14 protein-coding genes are annotated in these 19,342 nt (G+C 25.0%); 10 read left to right on the top strand and 4 right to left on the bottom strand.

The annotated features are described in order from the left end of the window. Positions 1 to 6: 6 nt before the first annotated feature. Together T324_RS0109205 and glyS are read right to left on the bottom strand one after the other, a co-directional pair. Complete coding sequence (locus T324_RS0109205; protein ID WP_028329981.1) at positions 7 to 756, bottom strand: hypothetical protein; 750 nt, start codon at positions 754 to 756, stop codon at positions 7 to 9. A 275-nt stretch (positions 757 to 1,031) separates the two neighbouring features. Next, positions 1,032 to 3,125, bottom strand: a complete 2,094-nt coding sequence (glyS, locus tag T324_RS0109200; protein ID WP_028329980.1) for a glycine--tRNA ligase subunit beta — start codon at positions 3,123 to 3,125, stop codon at positions 1,032 to 1,034. 246 nt (positions 3,126 to 3,371) lie between these two features. Here glyS and lpxC point away from each other — a divergent pair, with 246 nt between their 5' ends. The 3 genes from lpxC (at position 3,372) to hemW (ending at position 6,733) form a co-directional block, all read left to right on the top strand. Next, a complete protein-coding gene (lpxC, locus tag T324_RS0109195) occupies positions 3,372 to 4,664 on the top strand; it encodes a UDP-3-O-acyl-N-acetylglucosamine deacetylase (RefSeq protein ID WP_028329979.1) in 1,293 nt (430 codons plus the stop codon). A gap of 82 nt (positions 4,665 to 4,746) precedes the next feature. Further along, positions 4,747 to 5,601, top strand: a complete 855-nt coding sequence (locus tag T324_RS0109190) for a sigma-70 family RNA polymerase sigma factor (protein WP_028329978.1) — start codon at positions 4,747 to 4,749, stop codon at positions 5,599 to 5,601. A 4-nt stretch (positions 5,602 to 5,605) separates the two neighbouring features. Further along, on the top strand, positions 5,606 to 6,733 hold the full coding sequence (gene hemW, locus T324_RS0109185; protein WP_028329977.1) for a radical SAM family heme chaperone HemW: 1,128 nt from the start codon (positions 5,606 to 5,608) through the stop codon (positions 6,731 to 6,733). On the opposite strand, the gene T324_RS0109180 is transcribed toward hemW, so the two are convergent. Then, positions 6,725 to 7,024, bottom strand: a complete 300-nt coding sequence (locus T324_RS0109180; protein WP_028329976.1) for a Trp family transcriptional regulator — start codon at positions 7,022 to 7,024, stop codon at positions 6,725 to 6,727. The two genes, hemW and T324_RS0109180, sit on opposite strands and share 9 nt — an antisense overlap. Before the next feature lie 145 nt (positions 7,025 to 7,169). Here T324_RS0109180 and T324_RS0109175 point away from each other — a divergent pair, with 145 nt between their 5' ends. The 3 genes from T324_RS0109175 to T324_RS0109165 all read left to right on the top strand — a co-directional run bounded on the left by T324_RS0109175 (position 7,170) and on the right by T324_RS0109165 (position 10,771). Continuing rightward, the gene (locus tag T324_RS0109175) at positions 7,170 to 7,742 is read left to right on the top strand and encodes an ankyrin repeat domain-containing protein (RefSeq protein ID WP_028329975.1); all 573 of its coding nucleotides are present in this window, start codon (positions 7,170 to 7,172) and stop codon (positions 7,740 to 7,742) included. Positions 7,743 to 7,872: 130 nt separating this feature from the next. After that, entirely contained in the window at positions 7,873 to 9,000 is a 1,128-nt protein-coding gene (gene dnaN, locus T324_RS0109170; RefSeq protein WP_028329974.1) for a DNA polymerase III subunit beta, read from the top strand. A gap of 475 nt (positions 9,001 to 9,475) precedes the next feature. Beyond that, positions 9,476 to 10,771, top strand: a complete 1,296-nt coding sequence (locus T324_RS0109165) for a PstS family phosphate ABC transporter substrate-binding protein (RefSeq protein ID WP_245580673.1) — start codon at positions 9,476 to 9,478, stop codon at positions 10,769 to 10,771. Here the strand turns inward: T324_RS0109165 and T324_RS0109160 are convergent. Continuing rightward, positions 10,761 to 11,537 carry a formate/nitrite transporter family protein gene (locus T324_RS0109160; RefSeq protein ID WP_028329972.1) on the bottom strand — a complete coding sequence of 259 codons (777 nt, stop codon included), beginning with the start codon at positions 11,535 to 11,537 and terminating at the stop codon, positions 10,761 to 10,763. The genes T324_RS0109165 and T324_RS0109160 overlap by 11 nt on opposite strands. Before the next feature lie 135 nt (positions 11,538 to 11,672). On the opposite strand from T324_RS0109160, the gene T324_RS0109155 reads away from it, so the two are divergent. The 4 genes from T324_RS0109155 (at position 11,673) to T324_RS0109125 (ending at position 18,869) form a co-directional block, all read left to right on the top strand. Then, positions 11,673 to 13,535 (top strand): ankyrin repeat domain-containing protein, encoded by a 1,863-nt coding sequence (locus T324_RS0109155; RefSeq protein WP_028329971.1) that lies wholly within the window; start codon positions 11,673 to 11,675, stop codon positions 13,533 to 13,535. A gap of 692 nt (positions 13,536 to 14,227) precedes the next feature. Next, on the top strand, positions 14,228 to 15,655 hold the full coding sequence (locus tag T324_RS0109145; RefSeq protein WP_038375160.1) for a hypothetical protein: 1,428 nt from the start codon (positions 14,228 to 14,230) through the stop codon (positions 15,653 to 15,655). A gap of 163 nt (positions 15,656 to 15,818) precedes the next feature. Then, on the top strand, positions 15,819 to 17,228 hold the full coding sequence (locus tag T324_RS0109135) for a hypothetical protein (protein ID WP_051436827.1): 1,410 nt from the start codon (positions 15,819 to 15,821) through the stop codon (positions 17,226 to 17,228). A gap of 198 nt (positions 17,229 to 17,426) precedes the next feature. Beyond that, positions 17,427 to 18,869, top strand: coding sequence for a hypothetical protein (locus tag T324_RS0109125; protein ID WP_425387425.1), 1,443 nt, complete (start codon positions 17,427 to 17,429; stop codon positions 18,867 to 18,869). Positions 18,870 to 19,342: the final 473 nt, after the last annotated feature.

The raw sequence follows: 19,342 nt of genomic DNA, 5'->3' as shown, positions 1-19,342 counted from the left end.
TTTATTTTATTTAACTTCTTGTAATGTACCTTTTATTGTTAAAGTATCATTTTCAAAAGTACCTTGTAAATCACCTTGCCAATAAGATATGCCGTCTTTAGCTTTATCAGTTGTCATTTGTATATTAGTAAAATCTGTGTCATTAGAAATTTGAGAAGTACTCATTTTATTATTTTCTAAACCATATCCTATTTTAAATATACCATTAGTATCAGATTTTAATTCATAAACCCAAGGATAAACAGTAGGTCCTCCTGCATGAGCATATCTTATAGTGATTACTCCTGTTTCATCTTTAGTAACTCCTGTACCTGTAACCATAGGTCCGTTAGTTCCGTCTAAGATTTTTTGAGAAGTTCCTGTAACCATTCCGTCAAAGTTGTAAGTTTTTGCTGGTGACACGCCGTATAATACAAAGAATCCAAATCCGCGTTCTATTTTATTGTCAGCAAATTGACCGTTTTGGTATCTGTATGCATCCCAAGATTTAGTAGCTCCTGCTGGAGTAGAAGCTCCTGTAGCAGCATCAACTTTTGCATCGATATTTCCATAAGTACCTGACACTTTCAAATATGAATTTTGTGTTAAATTGTTATCATCATTAGCTTTTTCTCCAAATACTGCTTGGAAATCTATATTCATAGTTCCAGCTTCATTTGTTACTGTATCTGTTGTCGATGATGCAGCAGTATCTGTTTTACCGCATGAAAATACAAAAGCAGACACAATTAAAGTGATTAAAAGTACTTTTTTCATTTTGTTCTCCTTAAAAATTATAATATATTTGTTATATAATATAAGTATATGTAATAAATTTTACAATTGTAAAATTTATTTATTTTTTGTTTTTTATTGATTTCATATTTGATAAGATTTATTTTGTTATATAAATCAAACATATTGTTCATTTTGAAACAAATGTTAAATTTAGCTAAAATTACAATAATTTAGAATGATCAATTTAATTTTTGATATAAAAAATGAGGCTTTATTATTTTATTAATAAAGCCTCATTACTATTATAATTTATATTATTTTACCAAACTAGAGAAATCAAGCATATTCTTAAAAATCTTATCTACAGAAGAAAGTAAAGCTATACGGTTATTTTTGATTTTTTCATCATCTACATTAACCATAATATCTTTAAAGAATTTATCTAATGGTTCATATAAACTTGCTAATAGAGCGAATGTTTTTTCATATTCTCTATTTTCCATAAGTTTATTAACTTCATTTAATTTTTCTTTATATATGTTATAAAGAGATTTTTCTGCCTCTTCTTTTAATAGAGATTCATCTAAATTAACATCTTTAGCTGATTTAATCATATTCTTAATTCTTTTGAATACTGCTAGAAGATTAGAGAATAACTCTTCATTTTTCTTTCTAAATGCATCAATGGCTTCTATTTTTAAGTAAGCATCATACATATCATCTATTCCTGTAGATAAAACTCCAGCTATAGAATCTTTAGCAAAATCAACATCATTTTCAAAACGTGATTTAAAGAATTCAAATATATCATTAACTAAATCTTCACTTTTGTTGTTTCTTGCATCTTTAGGCATAGAATTGATAGCATCTTCTATTAATTTTTTTAGATTAACATGCTTTTTAGATTTTGTAAGTATATTGATAATACCAAGTGCCTGTCTTCTTAAAGCGTTAGGGTCTTGAGAACCTGTAGGTATATCTCCAACATAGAAACCAGCAACAATATTATCCATTTTATCAAGTATAGCTATAGCTTTACCAATATCATTTGAAGGTATATCATCAGTTGCAAATAAAGGTCTGTATTGTTCGTTAATAGCTAATGCGATATCATCATTAAGATTCATAGATTTAGCAAAATATCCGCCCATAATACCTTGAAGTTCTGGGAAGTTATAAACCATGTTACTTACTAAATCTGATTTCATATACTTAATTGCTTTAAGTATATTCTCTTTATACTTTTCATAACCTAAGAGTTTTACTAAAAGTTCAGAATTTTTCTCAAGTCTTTTTACTTTATCAGAAACACTTCCAAGTTCTTTTCTAAACATAAGCATTTCGAGTCTTTCATTCATCTCATCCATGCCTTTTTTAATATCTTCCTGATACAAGAATCTTCCGTCTGATAATCTAGCTGTTAACACTCTTATATTACCAGCTATTATCTGAGGAGTTTTAGGCTGATTAGCTGTTATTACAAATAGGTTAGTAAGGGAACCATCTTTTTTGCATAATGGGAAATACTTTTGATGTTCTATCATTTCACTTGTTAGAACTTCTTTAGGGACTTCTAAGAATTTAGAATCAAATTCAGCTGTAAGAAGATATGCTTCTTCTACCAAATCTACAACTATTTCTGATACTTTTTTCTTAGAAACAGCTTCATATCCATGTTCTTTTTCAATACTTTCTAACTGATTTATTATATTTTCTAATCTTTTCTCTCTTGAAACTACTACATGTTTTTCAAGTAATGTTTTTTCATAATCTTTAGGATTTTTTATTTCTACAAATTCAGGAGATAATAATCTATGTCCTGTTACTTTATTATTAGTTTCTATTCCAGCAACAGTAGTTTTTATAATTTCATTTCCAAATAAAGCAAGCACATTTCTAATAGGACGTACAAAAGCAAAATCTTTATCAGCCCATCTCATTTTCTTTTTAAAATCTATATTAGAAACTATATCCTCAAGATTTTCTTCAAATAATTTTTTTGTTTCTATACCTTTTTTTTCTTTTTTAACAAAGATATATTTTTTTCCATTTACATCTTTTAGATATGGTTTGTCAAAAGATTCATTTTCATCTATATTTTTTATTAAATTGGCATCAATATTATGTGATTTTAAGAAGCCTTCCCCTGCTTTTGTAGGAATACCATCTTTTACAGCACTTTCAAAAAGTGGACCTCTGAATTCTATAATTTCATCTTTAGATTTTTCTTCCACATCTTCAACAAGAATAGATAATCTTCTTGGAGTGGTATATGATGCTATAGATTTGAAATTTACACCATTGTTTTTTAATGTATTTTCCATAATCTTTTTAAAACTTATACTTGCAGGATAAGCAAAATCTGCAGGTATCTCTTCAACCAATATTTCTATAAGTAAATCTTTCACCTTTATATCCTCAAAAAATAATTATATATTGAATATGCTATATTGTACAATTATAGTATAAAAAACACAATGTTTTTTATATATTAATTTATAATTTTATTAACTATTTGTTTATTTGTAAGGTTATATATATGTTAAAATAATATTTTTAGGAAAATTACACATATTTATCGATAATAAATAAAATTTAGTATTGATTTTATATTGTTAATATACTATATTTATATAAATGGAAGAATTGTTAATATGCAGAATGTAAAAACTAAACAGAATATATTAATTATAGATGATGAAGAGGATATTCTTAGTACTTGTCAAAGTATTTTAGAAGATGAAGGTTATGATGTATATATAGCTAAAAACTATAATGAAGCATTAAAAATTTTAGATGATACTAATATAAATTTAGTATTTTTAGATGTATGGCTTCCTGATGTTGATGGTCTCGATATATTATCTAATATTAAAGAAAAATTTCCATCTATAACAGTTATTATGATGAGTGGACATGCTGGTGTCGAAACAGCAGTTAGAGCTACAAAAATAGGAGCTTATGATTTTTTAGAAAAACCTATCAGTATTTCAAAATTATTATCCAGCTGTGATGAGGTTTTTAAAGAAAATAATAATATTAATGTTTCTGAAGAAAGTAATAATAATGTTTGTTCAAATAAAAAGCATGAATGTAGATATAAAGTACCTCAAAGAACAATAGCTAAAAGTGTTGTTGTAAGTGGTTTTGCTTTAATGGAAGGAAGAAAAACTGCTTTAACTCTTGTTCCAGCAGAGGTAAATACTGGTATAGTATTTGTTGATATCAATACCAATACACATATAAAACTTTCTCATGATAATATTTTATCAAAAGATAAATCAGGGGCGGTTAATTCTACTGCTTTGATATCTAGAAATAGATATATAAAAACAACTGAGCATTTTTTGGCTGCATTACATATGATGGGAATAACAAATTTGTTGGTTAAATGTGATGGTGAAGTGCCTAATGTTGATGGTTCTGCCTTAGTTTTTTGCGAAGCTTTAAAAGATGCTGGTTTTGTTGAACAGGATGATTATATAGAACCAATAGTTATAGATGAAACTTTAACTTATGGTAATGTTAATGATAATGAGACTTATATTATACTTTCTCCTTATGATGGACTTGAAGTAACTTTGCGTATTGATTTTGCTGGTTCTATAGGAGTTCAGCAATATACATATAAATTTGAAAACTTTGATCAATTTATGGAAGAAGTTGGAAGGGCTAGATCATTTAATACCATAGATAACATAGATTATGCTCAAAAGATGGGCATGGCAGGCAGCGGAATGATAGGAAGTCATATATTATTATGTGATGGAAAAGTAATAAATACTAAATTACATTTTGATAATGAGTTTGTAAGACATAAAATCTTAGACATAATAGGAGATTTATATATATTATCGAGACCAATAAAAGCTAAAATAATAGCTAATAAATCGTCTCATTCATTTAATCATTCTGTTGTGCATGATCTTGCCAATAGATATTTATAAACATTCTATGATATGTTGATTTTATATATAAAAAGAGTTAAAATAATACACTATAAATTGTTGTTTTTAAGGGTATAATATTATGGCAGATAGCAGTTTAAAATCAAATACAGAGGAACAAAATAATATATCCTTATATTTTGCAGATGCCAAAAAAGAAAAATTGTTAACTCGTGAAGAGGAAATAGAATTAACAAAAAGACTTAAAGAAGGTGATGCTGAAGCTCGTTCAAAACTTATTAGAAGTAATTTAAGATTTGTTATAACTATTGCTAAACAATATAAAAACAGCGGGCTTTTATTAGAGGATTTAATTAGCGAAGGTAATTTAGGTCTTATTATAGCAGCAGACAGATTTGACCCAGATAAAGGATATCATTTTATTTCTTATGCAGTATATTGGATTAGACAAAGTATATTAAGAGCTATAAATGAAAAATCAAGATTAATAAGATTTCCTTTAAATAAAGCTATGGATTTGGTTGATTTAGAGCGTGCTGTACATCAATATTATTATAAAAGCGGATATACTCCTGATGTTAATGAGCTTGCGGCAATCTTAAAAAAAGATCCTAATGATATACTTCATATTATGTCTATGAGTACAGATCATATTTCTCTCGAAGGCGAATATAATTATGAAGGCATGAAAGATAGACTTATAGATACAATAGAAGATAAAACTTCCAAAACTGTAGAAGATATAATCACAAACAAAGAGCTTATGGAAGAATTAAAAGTTGCTATTGAAAATCTTTCAGATATAGAAAAACAGATAATAAATGCTAGATATGGTATAGATCAAGAAAGAAAAACTTTAAAAGAAGTAGGTGAAATGTTTTCATTTACAAAAGAGAGAATTAGGCAGATAGAAAAAAAGGCGTTAAGAAAGATGCATTCTCAAAAATATAATTCTTTAAAAGATTTCTTAAAATAGTTTAATGTCGGGACTTTATATACATATTCCTTTTTGTACATATAAATGCAGCTATTGTAATTTCTATTCTATTGTTAACATGAACAGTGAAGATATATATAAAAAATATATAGAGGCATTGATTATAGAATTTAAATTGAGAATAAAAAATTATAATCAAAAAATTGAGACTATATATTTGGGGGGTGGGACTCCTTCTGTATTAGGTGCTGATTTATTAAAATATTTATTGGATAATGTATTAAATATAATTTATAGTCATAACGGGATTAAAAATATTAAAGAAATAACTATAGAGAGCAATATTAATGATATTAACAAAGAATATATTAGTTTTTTAGAATCGGTTTCTAATATAAGGCTTTCATTTGGAATTCAAACATTCAATGAAAAAAGCTTATCTATTATAAATAGGCATACTGAAAAAAGAGATATTATAAATGCACTTAGATTAATAAATAAATCATCTTTAAAAAATATTTCTCTTGATTTTATATGCGGATTGCCTCTTAATACAGAAAATCAAATTAAAGATGATATATTATTCTCTTATGACTTGCTTCCTAAAGTAAAACATGCCTCTCTTTATTATTTGGAACTTACAGAATCATTGAAAAAAAAATGGTTGGATATACTTCCAAGCGATGAAGAATCTGTAATATATTATAAAAAGGCTTCTGATACATTGGAAAATTTGGGATTAATTAGATATGAGGTTTCAAATTTTTCATTAATAGGTTTTCAATCTATTCATAATAGTAATTATTGGTTATTAAAAGATTATTTGGGTTTGGGAGTGTCTGCTGTTGGATGTTATGATAATACAAGATATGAAAATGTTAAAATACTTAAAGATTATTTTAATTTTTTATATAATTATAAACTTCCAGTAAAAGATAAAGAATTTTTAGATGAAGATACTAGAAAAAAAGAATTTATATTCCTTTCACTTAGAACAGTAAAAGGAATAAATATAAATAAATATAATTGCATGTTTAATGAAAACTTTTATTTAAAATACCAAAAAATAGTAAATAATAACAATGAATATTTTAATATATCCAATGAGTATTTATCTATAAAAAAGTATTATTTTAATTATATTGATGAGATTAGTTTGTTGTTACTGTGATTTGGATAATGATTCTTGAAAGTTTTTATCATGTATTAAATATTTGTCTACTATTATAGCTAAAGCACTGTCATCTTTTTTTAGTTCTTTAGCACCCCTTGTTATAGAACAAAGACTTGCATTAAGATGTTTCGCTATTTCATATTGCGGCATTTTTCTCCTGAGTAAGGTGACTATCCTGAGCCTTTGCTGTATCATATCTTGCTCATCCTTAGTAAAGAGTTCGCTTAACAGCTTTTTAATAAATTCCTCATCTGTTTCAGTTGCTAAAATATGAGCCAATAATTCCATTTTATATCTCCTTTAATTGTATATTACTGTTTAGAATACTACTATATTGAGTATAGGATAAAAAATAATTTTTTCAAGTGTATTTTATTGTTTTTAATTACATTAAAGTTATAATATAAAATATATTTTGTATGAGTATATATGTATGAAAAAAAAGAAATCTAATACAATAAAAAAAATATCGACAAAAGAAAAAAATTCAAATAATATATTCATATTGGTATTTATTATATTCATTACATTAATTGTGATATTACATATTACTTATGAAAAGAAATATAATGAACAATTAAATTTTACAAATGATATAAATAAAGTTGATGATGCCGGACTTACTGTTATAATGAAATCTTTTTTGAATGAAGATAGAAAATTAACTATCAATGATATAAAAAAACTTATTAGAGATAATAGGAATAACATAGATTATAAGATTAGAGATAATGATAGTAAAACCCTTTTAATGTATGCTGTGTTTAACGGTGATAAAGAAATAATAAAAGAAATAGCAAACCATACTGATAATATAGATGAGACAGATAATAATGGCAGAACAGCACTTCATTGGGCAGTTTATTATAATAAATATGATGCTGTTGCTGCTCTTATAGAATTAGGAGCAAAAACTAACATTAAAGACGATTATTCTCTTACTCCTTTAGATATAGCACAGTATGAAGGATATAAAGATATATACGAATATTTATCGAATCTATGATATTTTTAGCAGCTGCATTAATATAAAAAAATATTGTAAAAAATACTTTTTAATGTTAAAATTAAAATCTACTATTATAATTATTGCAAATTAAAGATTAATATAAAAATACATAAATTAAGAGGAAGCAATGAGATTTAGATGTTTAAAAAAGGATATAGTAAAATCTATAGGTGTTACAGAAAATGTTGTTGAAGGTAAAGTAATTTATAATATAGAAAGTAATGTACTTTTTCATCTTGCAGGCAATATGCTTACATTAACTGCTACTGATGGATCAGTTTGGGCTAGAAGCAGAATAATACTTGATGACTGCGAAGGCGAGGGTTCTGTTGCTGTTTATGCAAAAAAAATAAGTTCAATATTGAAAGAGATGCCTGATGGACTTATAACTATAAATGTTGAAGAAAATGAAAAAATAAATATAGAATCTGAAAATGGAAAAACAAAACACTTAATTATTGGTATGAAAACTGATGATTTTCCTGCTTATCCTGAGAGTAATGGAGATATTAATTATATAATGCTTCCTACAAAAGAATTGGTTACAATGATTAATAAAACTATTAGCTCAATAGCTAAAGAGCCTTTTAAGCCTGCTCTAAGAGGTATTTGTTTTGAGAAAACTGATTCTAAATTTCTTGCTGTTGCTACTGACGGCAGAAGAATGGCTGTAATAGAAAGAGAATTTGAAGGAGTAGAAAGCGGTTCTTTTTCAATAATTATAGAGCCTAAGGTATTAAATGAAATATTAGTAACTGCTAACTATGATGAGGTAGAGCAAGTAAAAATGGGTGTTGATGGTCAGCAGGTTTATTTCCAAGTTGGTAAATATGATTTCGTATCTAGTCTTATAGAAGGAAAATATCCTAACTTCAGACAGGTTATACCTAAAGAGTTTGCTTACAGTTTTAGAGTAAACAAAAATGATTTACTTGATGCCATAAGACGTGTTGTTCCTATGATAAATGATGTGCGTTCAAAGAGAATGATATTAACTGTTTCTGAAGAGTCATTAAAAGTAAAAGGTATAAACCAAGAAATGGGTGAGTCTTTAGAAGAGATTGATATAAAATACTCAGGAGAAGAGCATTCAATTGCATATAATTATACTTATATTCAAGATGTTATTAAACAAATAGATTCTGAAATAGTTACTTTTATGGTTAATAAAGATTCTAGTCCTACTATGGTAAAAGAGATAGAAAGAGAGGATTATTATTATATTATTATGCCTATGAGTATAGGTGAGGAGTAACTTATTTTATAGGAAATTCTCATGGAAATTTTGGATTTGTCTGTATGGATAAGAAATCAAAAAACAGATAATAGATTTTTATGATTTATTATTAGGTAAACAAAATAAAATTATTAAAAATGATTTAAATAATTTTAACTGTGGTTTAAATAATATCCATTAGAATTTCAAAAATAAATAATAAATGAATGGAAATAATATATTAGTTGATACTAATAGAATTGTATATTTCTTAAATGGTAAATTTGTATTTTAAAACATATATGACATATTTACTTCTATGATATCAGAAATTGAATTATTATGTTATACGAATAATATAATAAAATGTTTTATTAATAATATTTCAAATTTGAATAGCAATATAAAATATTTCTAATTATATAAATATAACACTTATTATAAATGTATATTGATAATTATTTTTATTTATTATATTATAAATTGTGATTAAAAAATTACTTAGGAAAACATTGTGAATAAAAAATTAGAAGCAGGTATGGGTGTACTTGCTATTATTTTAATACCTATTTCTATTTTATCAATTTTAATTTCTTTAATAATGATACTTTTTAAACAGAATATTGCATATATTATAATTATAGCTTCTATAGTTTTCATAGTAAATTCTATTATGCTATTTATAAAAAAGAGCTATAGAAGATTTATCATTATATTTTCATCTACTGCAATAGTTTTATTTATAAGTATATTTTCTATCATTCTTTATAATAATTATGAAAAGAAAATTACAAGAGTTAGTAATGATATAGGACTTTATTTATATTATCCTTTTGATGATATTAGAAATGATACTAATTCAAAAATAGCGAAACTCACAAATGAACCAAGTTTAATAATAACAAATAATTTTCCAAGATTAGACGGAGCTACTGCCTTATTTCCTCTTTATTCATCATTTGCAAATGCAGTCTATAAGCTAACATTTACAAATAATGAATATACTAATATGTTTTTAGAATATGTACCGTTTAAAGAATATATAGAAACTAATACTGATGGAGTAATGGAAACTAATTATGGCAGAGCAACAAACAGCAGTTATGATACAGCTTATGTTTTATGTTCAAAAACACATGATGCTTATATTAATCTTATTTATGATAAGGTTGATTTAATATTTTGTGCTGCACCTTCAGATGAAGAAATAGAAGAAGCTAGAACAAATAATAGGGAGCTTATATTAACGCCAATAGGAAAGGAGGCATTTGTATTTTTTGTAAACTCTCAAAATAAAATATATAATCTTTCAAAAGAAAATATAAAATACATATACACAGGAAAAATAAATAATTGGAAAATATTAGGCGGAGATAACATGAAAATAAAAGCCTATCAGAGAAATAAATATAGCGGAAGTCAAAGTGCATTTATAAGATTTATGGCTTCAATGAATGCTGAGAATGATATAATGGCACCTGATACAGAAACAACAATAGGAGGAATGTTTGAGGTAATAGATATAGTAAGTGAGTATAGAAATAGAAAAAATGCTATAGGTTATTCATTTTTATTTTATGCAACAGAAATGGTAAAGAATAATGAAATAAAAACTATATCTATTGATAATATAGAGCCAAACAGAGAAAATATAAAAAATGGAACATACAAATTAGCTAATGATTTTTATACTATAACAACTAAAAGAGCTTTGGAAGAAAATCCTAATGTTCAAAAACTAATAGATTTTATATTATCAGAACAAGGTCAGTATTTAATCGAAGAAACCGGATATACTCCTATAAATTAATATTTTTTTTATCTCTTGCTATAAGATGATAAGGAATGGCAACTAAAAATATGCCTCCTATCATGTTTCCTATAGTAACAAAAAATAAATTATAAAAATATCCTGAAATACTAACATTAAGTTCTGACGGGGTTAATAATCCTACAGTCATTAAACTCATATTTGCTATGCTATGCTCATAACCGCTTGTTATAAATGCAAATAAACACCAAAATATAATTATTAATTTTCCGCTTTCTGATTTGCATTTGAAACTGCACCATACAGCAATGCATACTAATGTATTACATAATATTCCCCTAAATAATAATGCCTGGGGTGATAAAGTCATTTTTGTTAAAGTTGATTTTACTATGAACTCCCCAATAGCTCCTGTAGAAAGTCCTGTTAAATAAAATAGTAAACCTAAAATTATAGAACCTAATAAATTACCTAAATAGCTTACTATCCAAATTTTTATTGTATCAGAAAATGTAACTTTTTTATTTAATAATCCAATTATCATTACAAGATTGTTTCCTGTAAATAATTCTGCTCCGGCAATCACAACTAAACTTAATGCTATTCCGAAAGAAGCTCCCATTATTATTTTAGTTCCGCTGAAATCTGCAAGCAAGCCTCCTATGGTGAATATAAGCATTATTCCAAGACCGACATATATTCCGGCAAGCATTGAGGCTGTAAAGTAGCCTAGTATATTATTTTTTAATAGATTTATTTTTGTTAATGAGGCATTGCATACAGAATTTAACTCATCTTTGAACATAATAACCCCTAAAAAGGATTTTATATTTATACAAAAAATAGTATAATAAAAGAATCATTTTGTCAAATAATTCTCATATACTTGACGTGCTTATCATAGTAATATATTATTATTTGTTAAATAGAGGGAGAGTTTATGAAAAAAAATATCTGCAGAATAATTGTTTCTTTTGTTTTATTAACATTTACATCTTTCTTTTTGTACTCAGAGGAATATGATACTAATTACTATAAAAATCTTTTTGATAAAATGTTTACAAATGAAGATGAATTAAAAGAAATGGCAAAAGAACCTAAAGAATATATGGAAAACTTGTTTAAAGAGGCAGCAGAAAAAGTATTAAAAGAAAAAATAGAATTTTATAAAAAATATAATGTTATAGGAATAGATAGTTTAGAATATGGATATCAAAATGCTGCAGAAGGTTATGGGAATTTAGAAGCTGTTAAGAAGTTTATACAAAAGTATGATATAAACGGAGTATATGACGGATATACTTTGCTTTATACTTATTCAAAATATAATGGCAAACCTGATATAATAGAGTTCTTACTTGAAAATAATGCTGATGTTTATCAAAAATCTATTAATGGTAAAACAGCTCTTTACAGTGCTGTAGATAATTATGCTTATGATGTTGTTGAAATTATTTTGAAACATTATAAAAACGATGATGATATAAATGATGAGTTTTTATTAGCTGTTAATAAAGAAAATGAGTTTATCTTAAAAAGTCTATTAAAAAAGAAATTTTTATTCTTTGGAAATAAATTCAAAATGGATTTAGACAAAGGGCTTGAAATAGCACTTGATAAAGGTAATAAAGATATAGCAGCTATATTGGTTTTAAACGGAGCTAAAACTGATAATTTTTTATATTATTTTAAATTGGTATTTGGTAAATATTTAATTCTTATAGCTATTCTTATAGCCATTATTATTATTTTTATTAAAGCATATAAAAAAAGATATATTCCTGATATTTATCAAAAGACAGTAACGTTTATAACTTTTAAAGATAAAGTAAATAATATGTATATTTACTGTTATGGTTATTATGGCAGACTATTATCTGTAATTAGTGGTTGTTTTGGAAATATATTTATAAATAATGATAAGATAAAAGGGTATTATAATATACTCAGTAATTTTATGGATAATTATATTTCTATTTATGATTTTAATGATAATAAAAAAAATGATAAAGAATATTTTAGCTGGTATGATATTATTATAGAAAGAAATGAAAAAGCTATCATAAAATTTGATTGTTCTCTTTATGATTTTATAAATAGTGATAAAAATGAAATTAATTATATTATGGAAGTATCTGATTCTAAAATTATGAATGGAGTTTTTGAAGTAAATAGAAATCCTGATATTAAGGTAGAATATTTAAAATTAATATTTAAAAAGATAGCAAAATCTAATCATTTGATAAATATTCTTCGCTATTTATTTGATCTATATCATTTCAATATAAAAAACAATGATAAAATTAATTCATATATAAACGGAGATAATAAACCATATTCTCAGAAACAAAACGAATTGAAGATAAATGTTGAACAGATTTTAAAGAAACATGATAAAGTTTTATTTAATGATATAAAAATTAAATATTATGACAAACTTAAAGATTTTTATAATGCTGATAATATAGTTTATTTTGATGATAAAACAATATGCGTATACAAAAGATTTTCTAAAATAGAATCTGATAATAATCTTATAATAAATAATATATCGCTCATAATTGATTTAGATAATGAAAAATTAATAAGTCCTTATTTTAAAGATTTTGTTAATAATGCTGATGAAATATTAAAAAAACATAATTCTAATTTTTATAATAATATAGATAATTTACTTTTCCTTATAACAGAGGCTGGTATTATATTGATGAATGATAAAGGACATAAAAAAATATTTATCCCTTTAGACGATATAAAAGATCATATTAAGAAAGATCATTATTTATCTTATTTGTTTAATTAATTGAAATTTTTTAGTTAAATTTGTTTTTTAAAGTGTAGTTTCAATTGACTTATTTATATAATATATAATTTGCATGATTTAATACTACAGTTTGCCGTATTGTAAATTTGCAAAAAAATAATAAAAAAAACCGGTAAATTTAAAAAATTACGTATGTATTGACATAATCAAATATTTTTTTATAATACCATACTATAGGAAGTTATATGAAAAATTGTATTTTAAAATTTTATTCACTTTATTATTTTTTTAATAATGGATTTATATGCATATCGCAAAAAAAAATAATAAAATGCGAGTATAAAAATAAAAAATAATTTTTAAAGCAATAAACGGGCAGCTGGCAATTTTAGTTGTCAGCTCATATTGAGTGAGTTTATTGCTAGCAACAATAAAAGGCGAACATAGCAACAAAAATAATTTTTAAAGCAATAAATTAGCAGCTGGCAACTTTAGTTGTCAGCTAATATTAAGCGAGTTTATTGCTAGCAACAATAAAAGGCGAACATAGCAACAAAAATAATTTTTAAAGCAATAAATTAGCAGCTGGCAACTTTAGTTGTCAGCTAATATTAAGCGAGTTTATTGCTAGCAATCATAACAAGTAAAACAAGTGAGCCGAAGCCAGCTAGTGAGTTTACTCACTAGCTTATATTAAGCTGAGGCGAACATAACAACAATAGGAGTTTATTATGACAGATAATATATTTGATTTTCTCTTGAATCAAAATGAAAATACTAAATTTATTATAGGTTTAGTTTTTATTGTTATTTTTTATATTATTTTTATGTATATAAGAAAGCGTTCAAAAAAATGGTATTCTCAAAATAAAATAATAGTAGATGGAAAAGATTTTTTTATGCTTAAAGATAAAATAAATAATATATATATTAATTGCTATAGATATAAAGATAATGCTTATGCCAAATGGTTTAACGATCACCATTCTAAAATGGAGGATATACTATCATTAAACAATAATTGGGCAGAAGATGAAAGTAGAATCAAAAGACAATTTGACGGTTTTGCAAATGAATATTTTGACCGTTTCCCAAGTCAAATATTTATAAATAACGGCGATGAATTAATTATTCGTGAAACTAGTAAATTATACATAGATGAAATGCCGGTTTATCATGATTATGACAAAAAATATTTTAAGGATTTATATTACAGACAATACAAAATAGAAACCCCTTTTCAATATTATGAATTTAATCCAAATGATAAACCTAAATTTGAGGGTTGGTATTCAAAAGAAGATGTAAGAGATAAACTTACAACTATAACATTCAGAAAAGAATTAGATTATGAAAGAACATCTAAAATTGAATATACTATGGATATTGAAAATAAAAAAATAGAAGGAGTTTTTGAAGTTATAAAGCCTGAAATAGAAGTAAAACAATTTTATATTCCAATTGAACAGATGAGTTTTCCTGATAAACTGTCTTACAAATATGATGGTTTGGGAGTTGATGAAACAAAGAAAATGCTTACTAATTATTTATTTAATTTCAATTATCCTTTTATTAAAGGAAAAGAAAAAATAAATATGGCTATCAGCGGAGCTTATAATTTTGATGAAAGATTCAAACAAGAAAAAGGAAAAGAACTTGAAGAGAAATTGAACCATAAAAATGCTCTTTTTGATATATTCTGTCCTTTAGATTATATTGGTCTTATATATTATAGGAAATTTAAAGACTTTAGATGCCTTGATATATCATACTATGATGATGAAGTAATATGCGTATACAAAAGAACTGTAGAAGCAGATGCAGAAAGTAAAGAAGCTATGGTAAAGAATAATTCTCTTATATTTGAATTGGAGAGTGAAAAAAGTATAAGTTCTTATTTAAGAGATTTGGTTTCTGATAGTAAAGAATTATTATCTAATTATGAACTTACTGATAATTTTTATAATAATATGAATAAATTAATATTTCTTTTAACAGATACAGGAATTATAGTAATGCCTGAATATCCTGATCTAGATGTTAATGATTCTGCAGATGAATATGAAGAAATTGCAGAAAGAATATTTATACCTACAGAGCATTTAAAAAATTATCTAAATAAAAGTCATTATTTATTTAATTTTTTTAGTAGGAGATAATTAATTTTTATATTTTGTATTTTAATGATAATAAAACATAATTTTTTTATATTTTTATTAGTATTACAAATTATAATTTTTAAAGCAAATAAACTAGCAGCTCTCAACTTTAGTTGTCAGCTTATATTAAGCGAGTTTATTCCTAACAACAACAGGAGTTTTTATGATAGAAAATATAATATCTATATTTAATGTTATAACTAATAATGTAATATATGCTATTGCTATTGTTATTCTTACTGCTATTGTTGGTTATTACGTTATAGGTGCTATTTATATGTTATATTCGCTTATAAGTGTAAATATATGGTACCCTAAAAATAAATTATGGATACATGAAAAAAATTTTTTTATGCTGAAAGATAAAATAAATAATATATATATTAATTGCTATAAATATAACTATGATACTATAAATGAAAAGATGTATGATAAATACCTCCGAAAACTTAAGCTGGTATTAAAATTCAAAGCTATATTCCATTTTGATATCTTGGCACATCAATATTTCGATACTTTTACAGGTCAATTTTTTCTAAATGATGAAGATAAATTAATAATTAATGAAACTACTGAATTACTTAGTGAAAAAATTATAGTTTACCATCATTATGATACTGTATATTTCAATAAAATGTTTCTAAACCAACATGAAAAAAAACGCTCTCTTAGTGAGCCAAAAATATTCCGTCGTTTTCGTAAATTTTGGCCAAAAGCAGACAATAGAAAAAAATTGACAATAGCAACATTCAGAAAAGAATTAGATTATGAAAAAACATCTAAAATTGAATATACTATAGATATTAAGAACAAAAGAATAGAAGGGGTTTTTGAAGTTATTAGAAAACCTGAAATAGAAATAAAACAATTTCATCTTCCGATTGAACAGCAAGCCATACCTGCTTCTTGTGAAATAGAAAAAATGATGACAAATTATTTATTTAATTTCAATTATCCTTTTATTAGAGGAAAAGAAAAAATAAATATGGCTATCAGCGGAGCTTACAATTTTGATGAAAGATTCAAAGAAGAAAAAGGAAAAGAGCTTGAAGAGAAATTGAAAAATAAAGATATTATTTTAGATAAATTTTCTGGTATTTTAGAAGAAACTGGTATTGCATATTATATGAAAATTAAAGACTTTAGATGTCTTGATATATTATACTATGATGATGAATTAATATGCATATACAAAAGAACTGTAGAAGTAGATGAAGAAACTAATGAACTTATTGTAAAAAATCATTCTCTTATATTTGAATTGGAGAGTGAAAAAAGTATAAGTTCTTATTTAAGAGATTTAGTTGTTGATAGTAAAGAATTATTATCTAATTATGAACTTACTGATAATTTTTATAATAATATAAATAAATTAATATTTCTTTTAACAGATACAGGTATTATAGTTATGCCTGAATATCCAAATATGAAGCTTGATAATGGAGATGAGTGTTTAGAAAACCCAAATATAGAAACTGCAGAAAGAATATTCATTTCATCAAATGATTTAAAAAATTATTTAAATGAAACTCATTATTTATTTAATTTTTTTAATAGAAAAGAATTAGTTTGATAATTAATTTTTATATATATTTGTAGTTAAGTTATATAAGAACAATAAAAGAGGAACATAACAAATAAGCACAAAGTAAGTATTATATGGTGGCGGCGAAAAGCGAGCAGAGCCACCTCTATACTTCACAGAATGCGGACAAAGTCAGTATAGAGGTATTTTTAGGCGATGCAAGCATAGTAATAATAAGGAGTATTTATGATATTATATATTATAGTATTTATTATAATGGATAATATAGAAACATTAAAGTTTATACTTGTTAATTATACTTTACAGATTCTTTTTGTAGCAGGAGTAATTTATGTGTATTTTTTATTTAAAATTGAAAAGGAAGCAAAGAAATGGTATGCTAAAAACAAAATATCTGTATATGAAAAAAGTTTTTTTATGCTGAAAGATAGAGTAAATAATATATATATTAATTGCTATAAATATAAAGATGATAATAATTATAATTACTGGTACAAAAAACATAAGTTGAAACTTGATAATTTATTAGAGATAGACTTCGATCAATTTGCACGTCAATATTTTGCTTCTTTTACAGGACAAATCTTTATAAATACAGGAGATAAATTAGTAATTCGCGAAACTAATGAATTAAATAATAATGAAATTAATGTTTACCGCAATTATGATATGGAATATTTTGAAAGACTAGAAAAACAGCAATTTAAATATGATGAACTAACATATGATTTTTTATGGAAGAGAGAATTTAAGTTTGATAATTGGAGTTCAAAAGAAGAAGTTAGAGAAATTTTATTAAAGATAAAATTCAAAAGAGAATTCGATTATGAAAGAACATCAGAAATTGAATATACTATGGATATTGAAGGAGGAAAAGTAGAAGGAGTTTTTGAAGTTATTAGAAAGCCTGAAATAGAAATAAAAGATTTTTATATTCCAGTAGAACAGACTACTTTTACAAAGGTATTAGATTCATCTTACTTAGGTATGGATGAAGTAAGAAAAATGCTCACTAATTATTTATTTAATTTCAATTATCCTTTTATTAGAGGAAAAGAAAGAATAAATTCAGCTATCAGCGGAGCTTACAATTTTGATGAAAATTTTAAAGAAGAAAAAGGAAGAGAACTTGAAGAAGAATTAAAAAATAAAGAGCTTATTATAGAAAAATTCCATCATTATGACCAAAATAAAGGCTATTATGCTGATGAAATTGGTATTATATATTATAAGAAACTTAAAGACTTTAGATGCTTTGATATATTATACTATGATGACGAATTAATATGTATATATAAAAGAACTGTAAAAGCAGATGAAAGAAGAAATGAAGCTGCAGTAAAGAATCATTCTTTTATATTTGAATTAAACGGAGAAAAAAGTATAAGTTCTTATTTAAGAGATTTAGTTGCTGATAGTAAAGAATTATTGTCTAAATATGTAGTTCCTGACTATTTTTATGACAATATATATAGTTTAATATTTCTTTTAACAGATACGGGAATTATAGTAATGCCTGAATACACAAATCTAATTCTTAGCGATGAGGATTATGATTTAGAAAATGCACATGAAAAAATTGCAAATAGAATATTTATTTCTTCAGCTGATTTAAAAAATTATTTAAATAGAAGTCATTCTTTATTTAGTTTTTTTGATAGGCAATAATTGCTTTTATAATTAATTTTTATATAATGCGGAGTGCATAGTGTAAAATATAAAATGCGAATATACACTTAAAATTTTAAGTTTGTTAATTTTTTATTCAACTTTTTCCCGCCGCAAAAAGTTGCAAAAAGTGCAAGGATAAAATTAGTATTAAATCATACTAAAATTGTCTTACATGTAAGATAATTTGTTGAATTAAAGCCCAAATATAGCCTTCTTGCTTCTTGCCGTAGGCGGGCTTCGCCTGTGGCAACAAAAGAAGTGGTGGTTCGGGGGCTAGTCCACGAAAACAATAACAATATAAAAAATAAAATTGACAAAATATATTTGTTTAGGTATAAACTATTAGTTTAAGTTAAAATATAGCACTTCGTGTGGGAGAACATAACAATAATAAAAGCGCGCAGAGCCATTCTCTATACTTCGCAAAATGCGGACAAAGTCAGTATAGAGGTACTTTCAGGCAATACTAG

The organism is Brachyspira alvinipulli ATCC 51933 (genome assembly GCF_000518245.1).
GTDB classification, from domain to species: domain Bacteria; phylum Spirochaetota; class Brachyspiria; order Brachyspirales; family Brachyspiraceae; genus Brachyspira; species Brachyspira alvinipulli.
This window is presented reverse-complemented; position numbering and strand designations above follow the sequence as displayed.

Bases quoted from the DNA above. Each gene is read 5' to 3' on its own strand.
- dnaN (WP_028329974.1), top strand. From the start codon at position 7,873: ATGAGATTTAGATGTTTAAAAAAGGATATAGTAAAATCTATAGGTGTT.
- T324_RS0109160 (WP_028329972.1), bottom strand. From the start codon at position 11,537: ATGTTCAAAGATGAGTTAAATTCTGTATGCAATGCCTCATTAACAAAA.
- T324_RS0109145 (WP_038375160.1), top strand. From the start codon at position 14,228: ATGACAGATAATATATTTGATTTTCTCTTGAATCAAAATGAAAATACT.
- T324_RS0109155 (WP_028329971.1), top strand. From the start codon at position 11,673: ATGAAAAAAAATATCTGCAGAATAATTGTTTCTTTTGTTTTATTAACA.
- hemW (WP_028329977.1), top strand. From the start codon at position 5,606: ATGTCGGGACTTTATATACATATTCCTTTTTGTACATATAAATGCAGC.
- T324_RS0109205 (WP_028329981.1), bottom strand. From the start codon at position 756: ATGAAAAAAGTACTTTTAATCACTTTAATTGTGTCTGCTTTTGTATTT.
- lpxC (WP_028329979.1), top strand. From the start codon at position 3,372: ATGCAGAATGTAAAAACTAAACAGAATATATTAATTATAGATGATGAA.
- T324_RS0109135 (WP_051436827.1), top strand. From the start codon at position 15,819: ATGATAGAAAATATAATATCTATATTTAATGTTATAACTAATAATGTA.
- T324_RS0109190 (WP_028329978.1), top strand. From the start codon at position 4,747: ATGGCAGATAGCAGTTTAAAATCAAATACAGAGGAACAAAATAATATA.
- T324_RS0109175 (WP_028329975.1), top strand. From the start codon at position 7,170: ATGAAAAAAAAGAAATCTAATACAATAAAAAAAATATCGACAAAAGAA.
- T324_RS0109125 (WP_425387425.1), top strand. From the start codon at position 17,427: ATGATATTATATATTATAGTATTTATTATAATGGATAATATAGAAACA.
- T324_RS0109180 (WP_028329976.1), bottom strand. From the start codon at position 7,024: ATGGAATTATTGGCTCATATTTTAGCAACTGAAACAGATGAGGAATTT.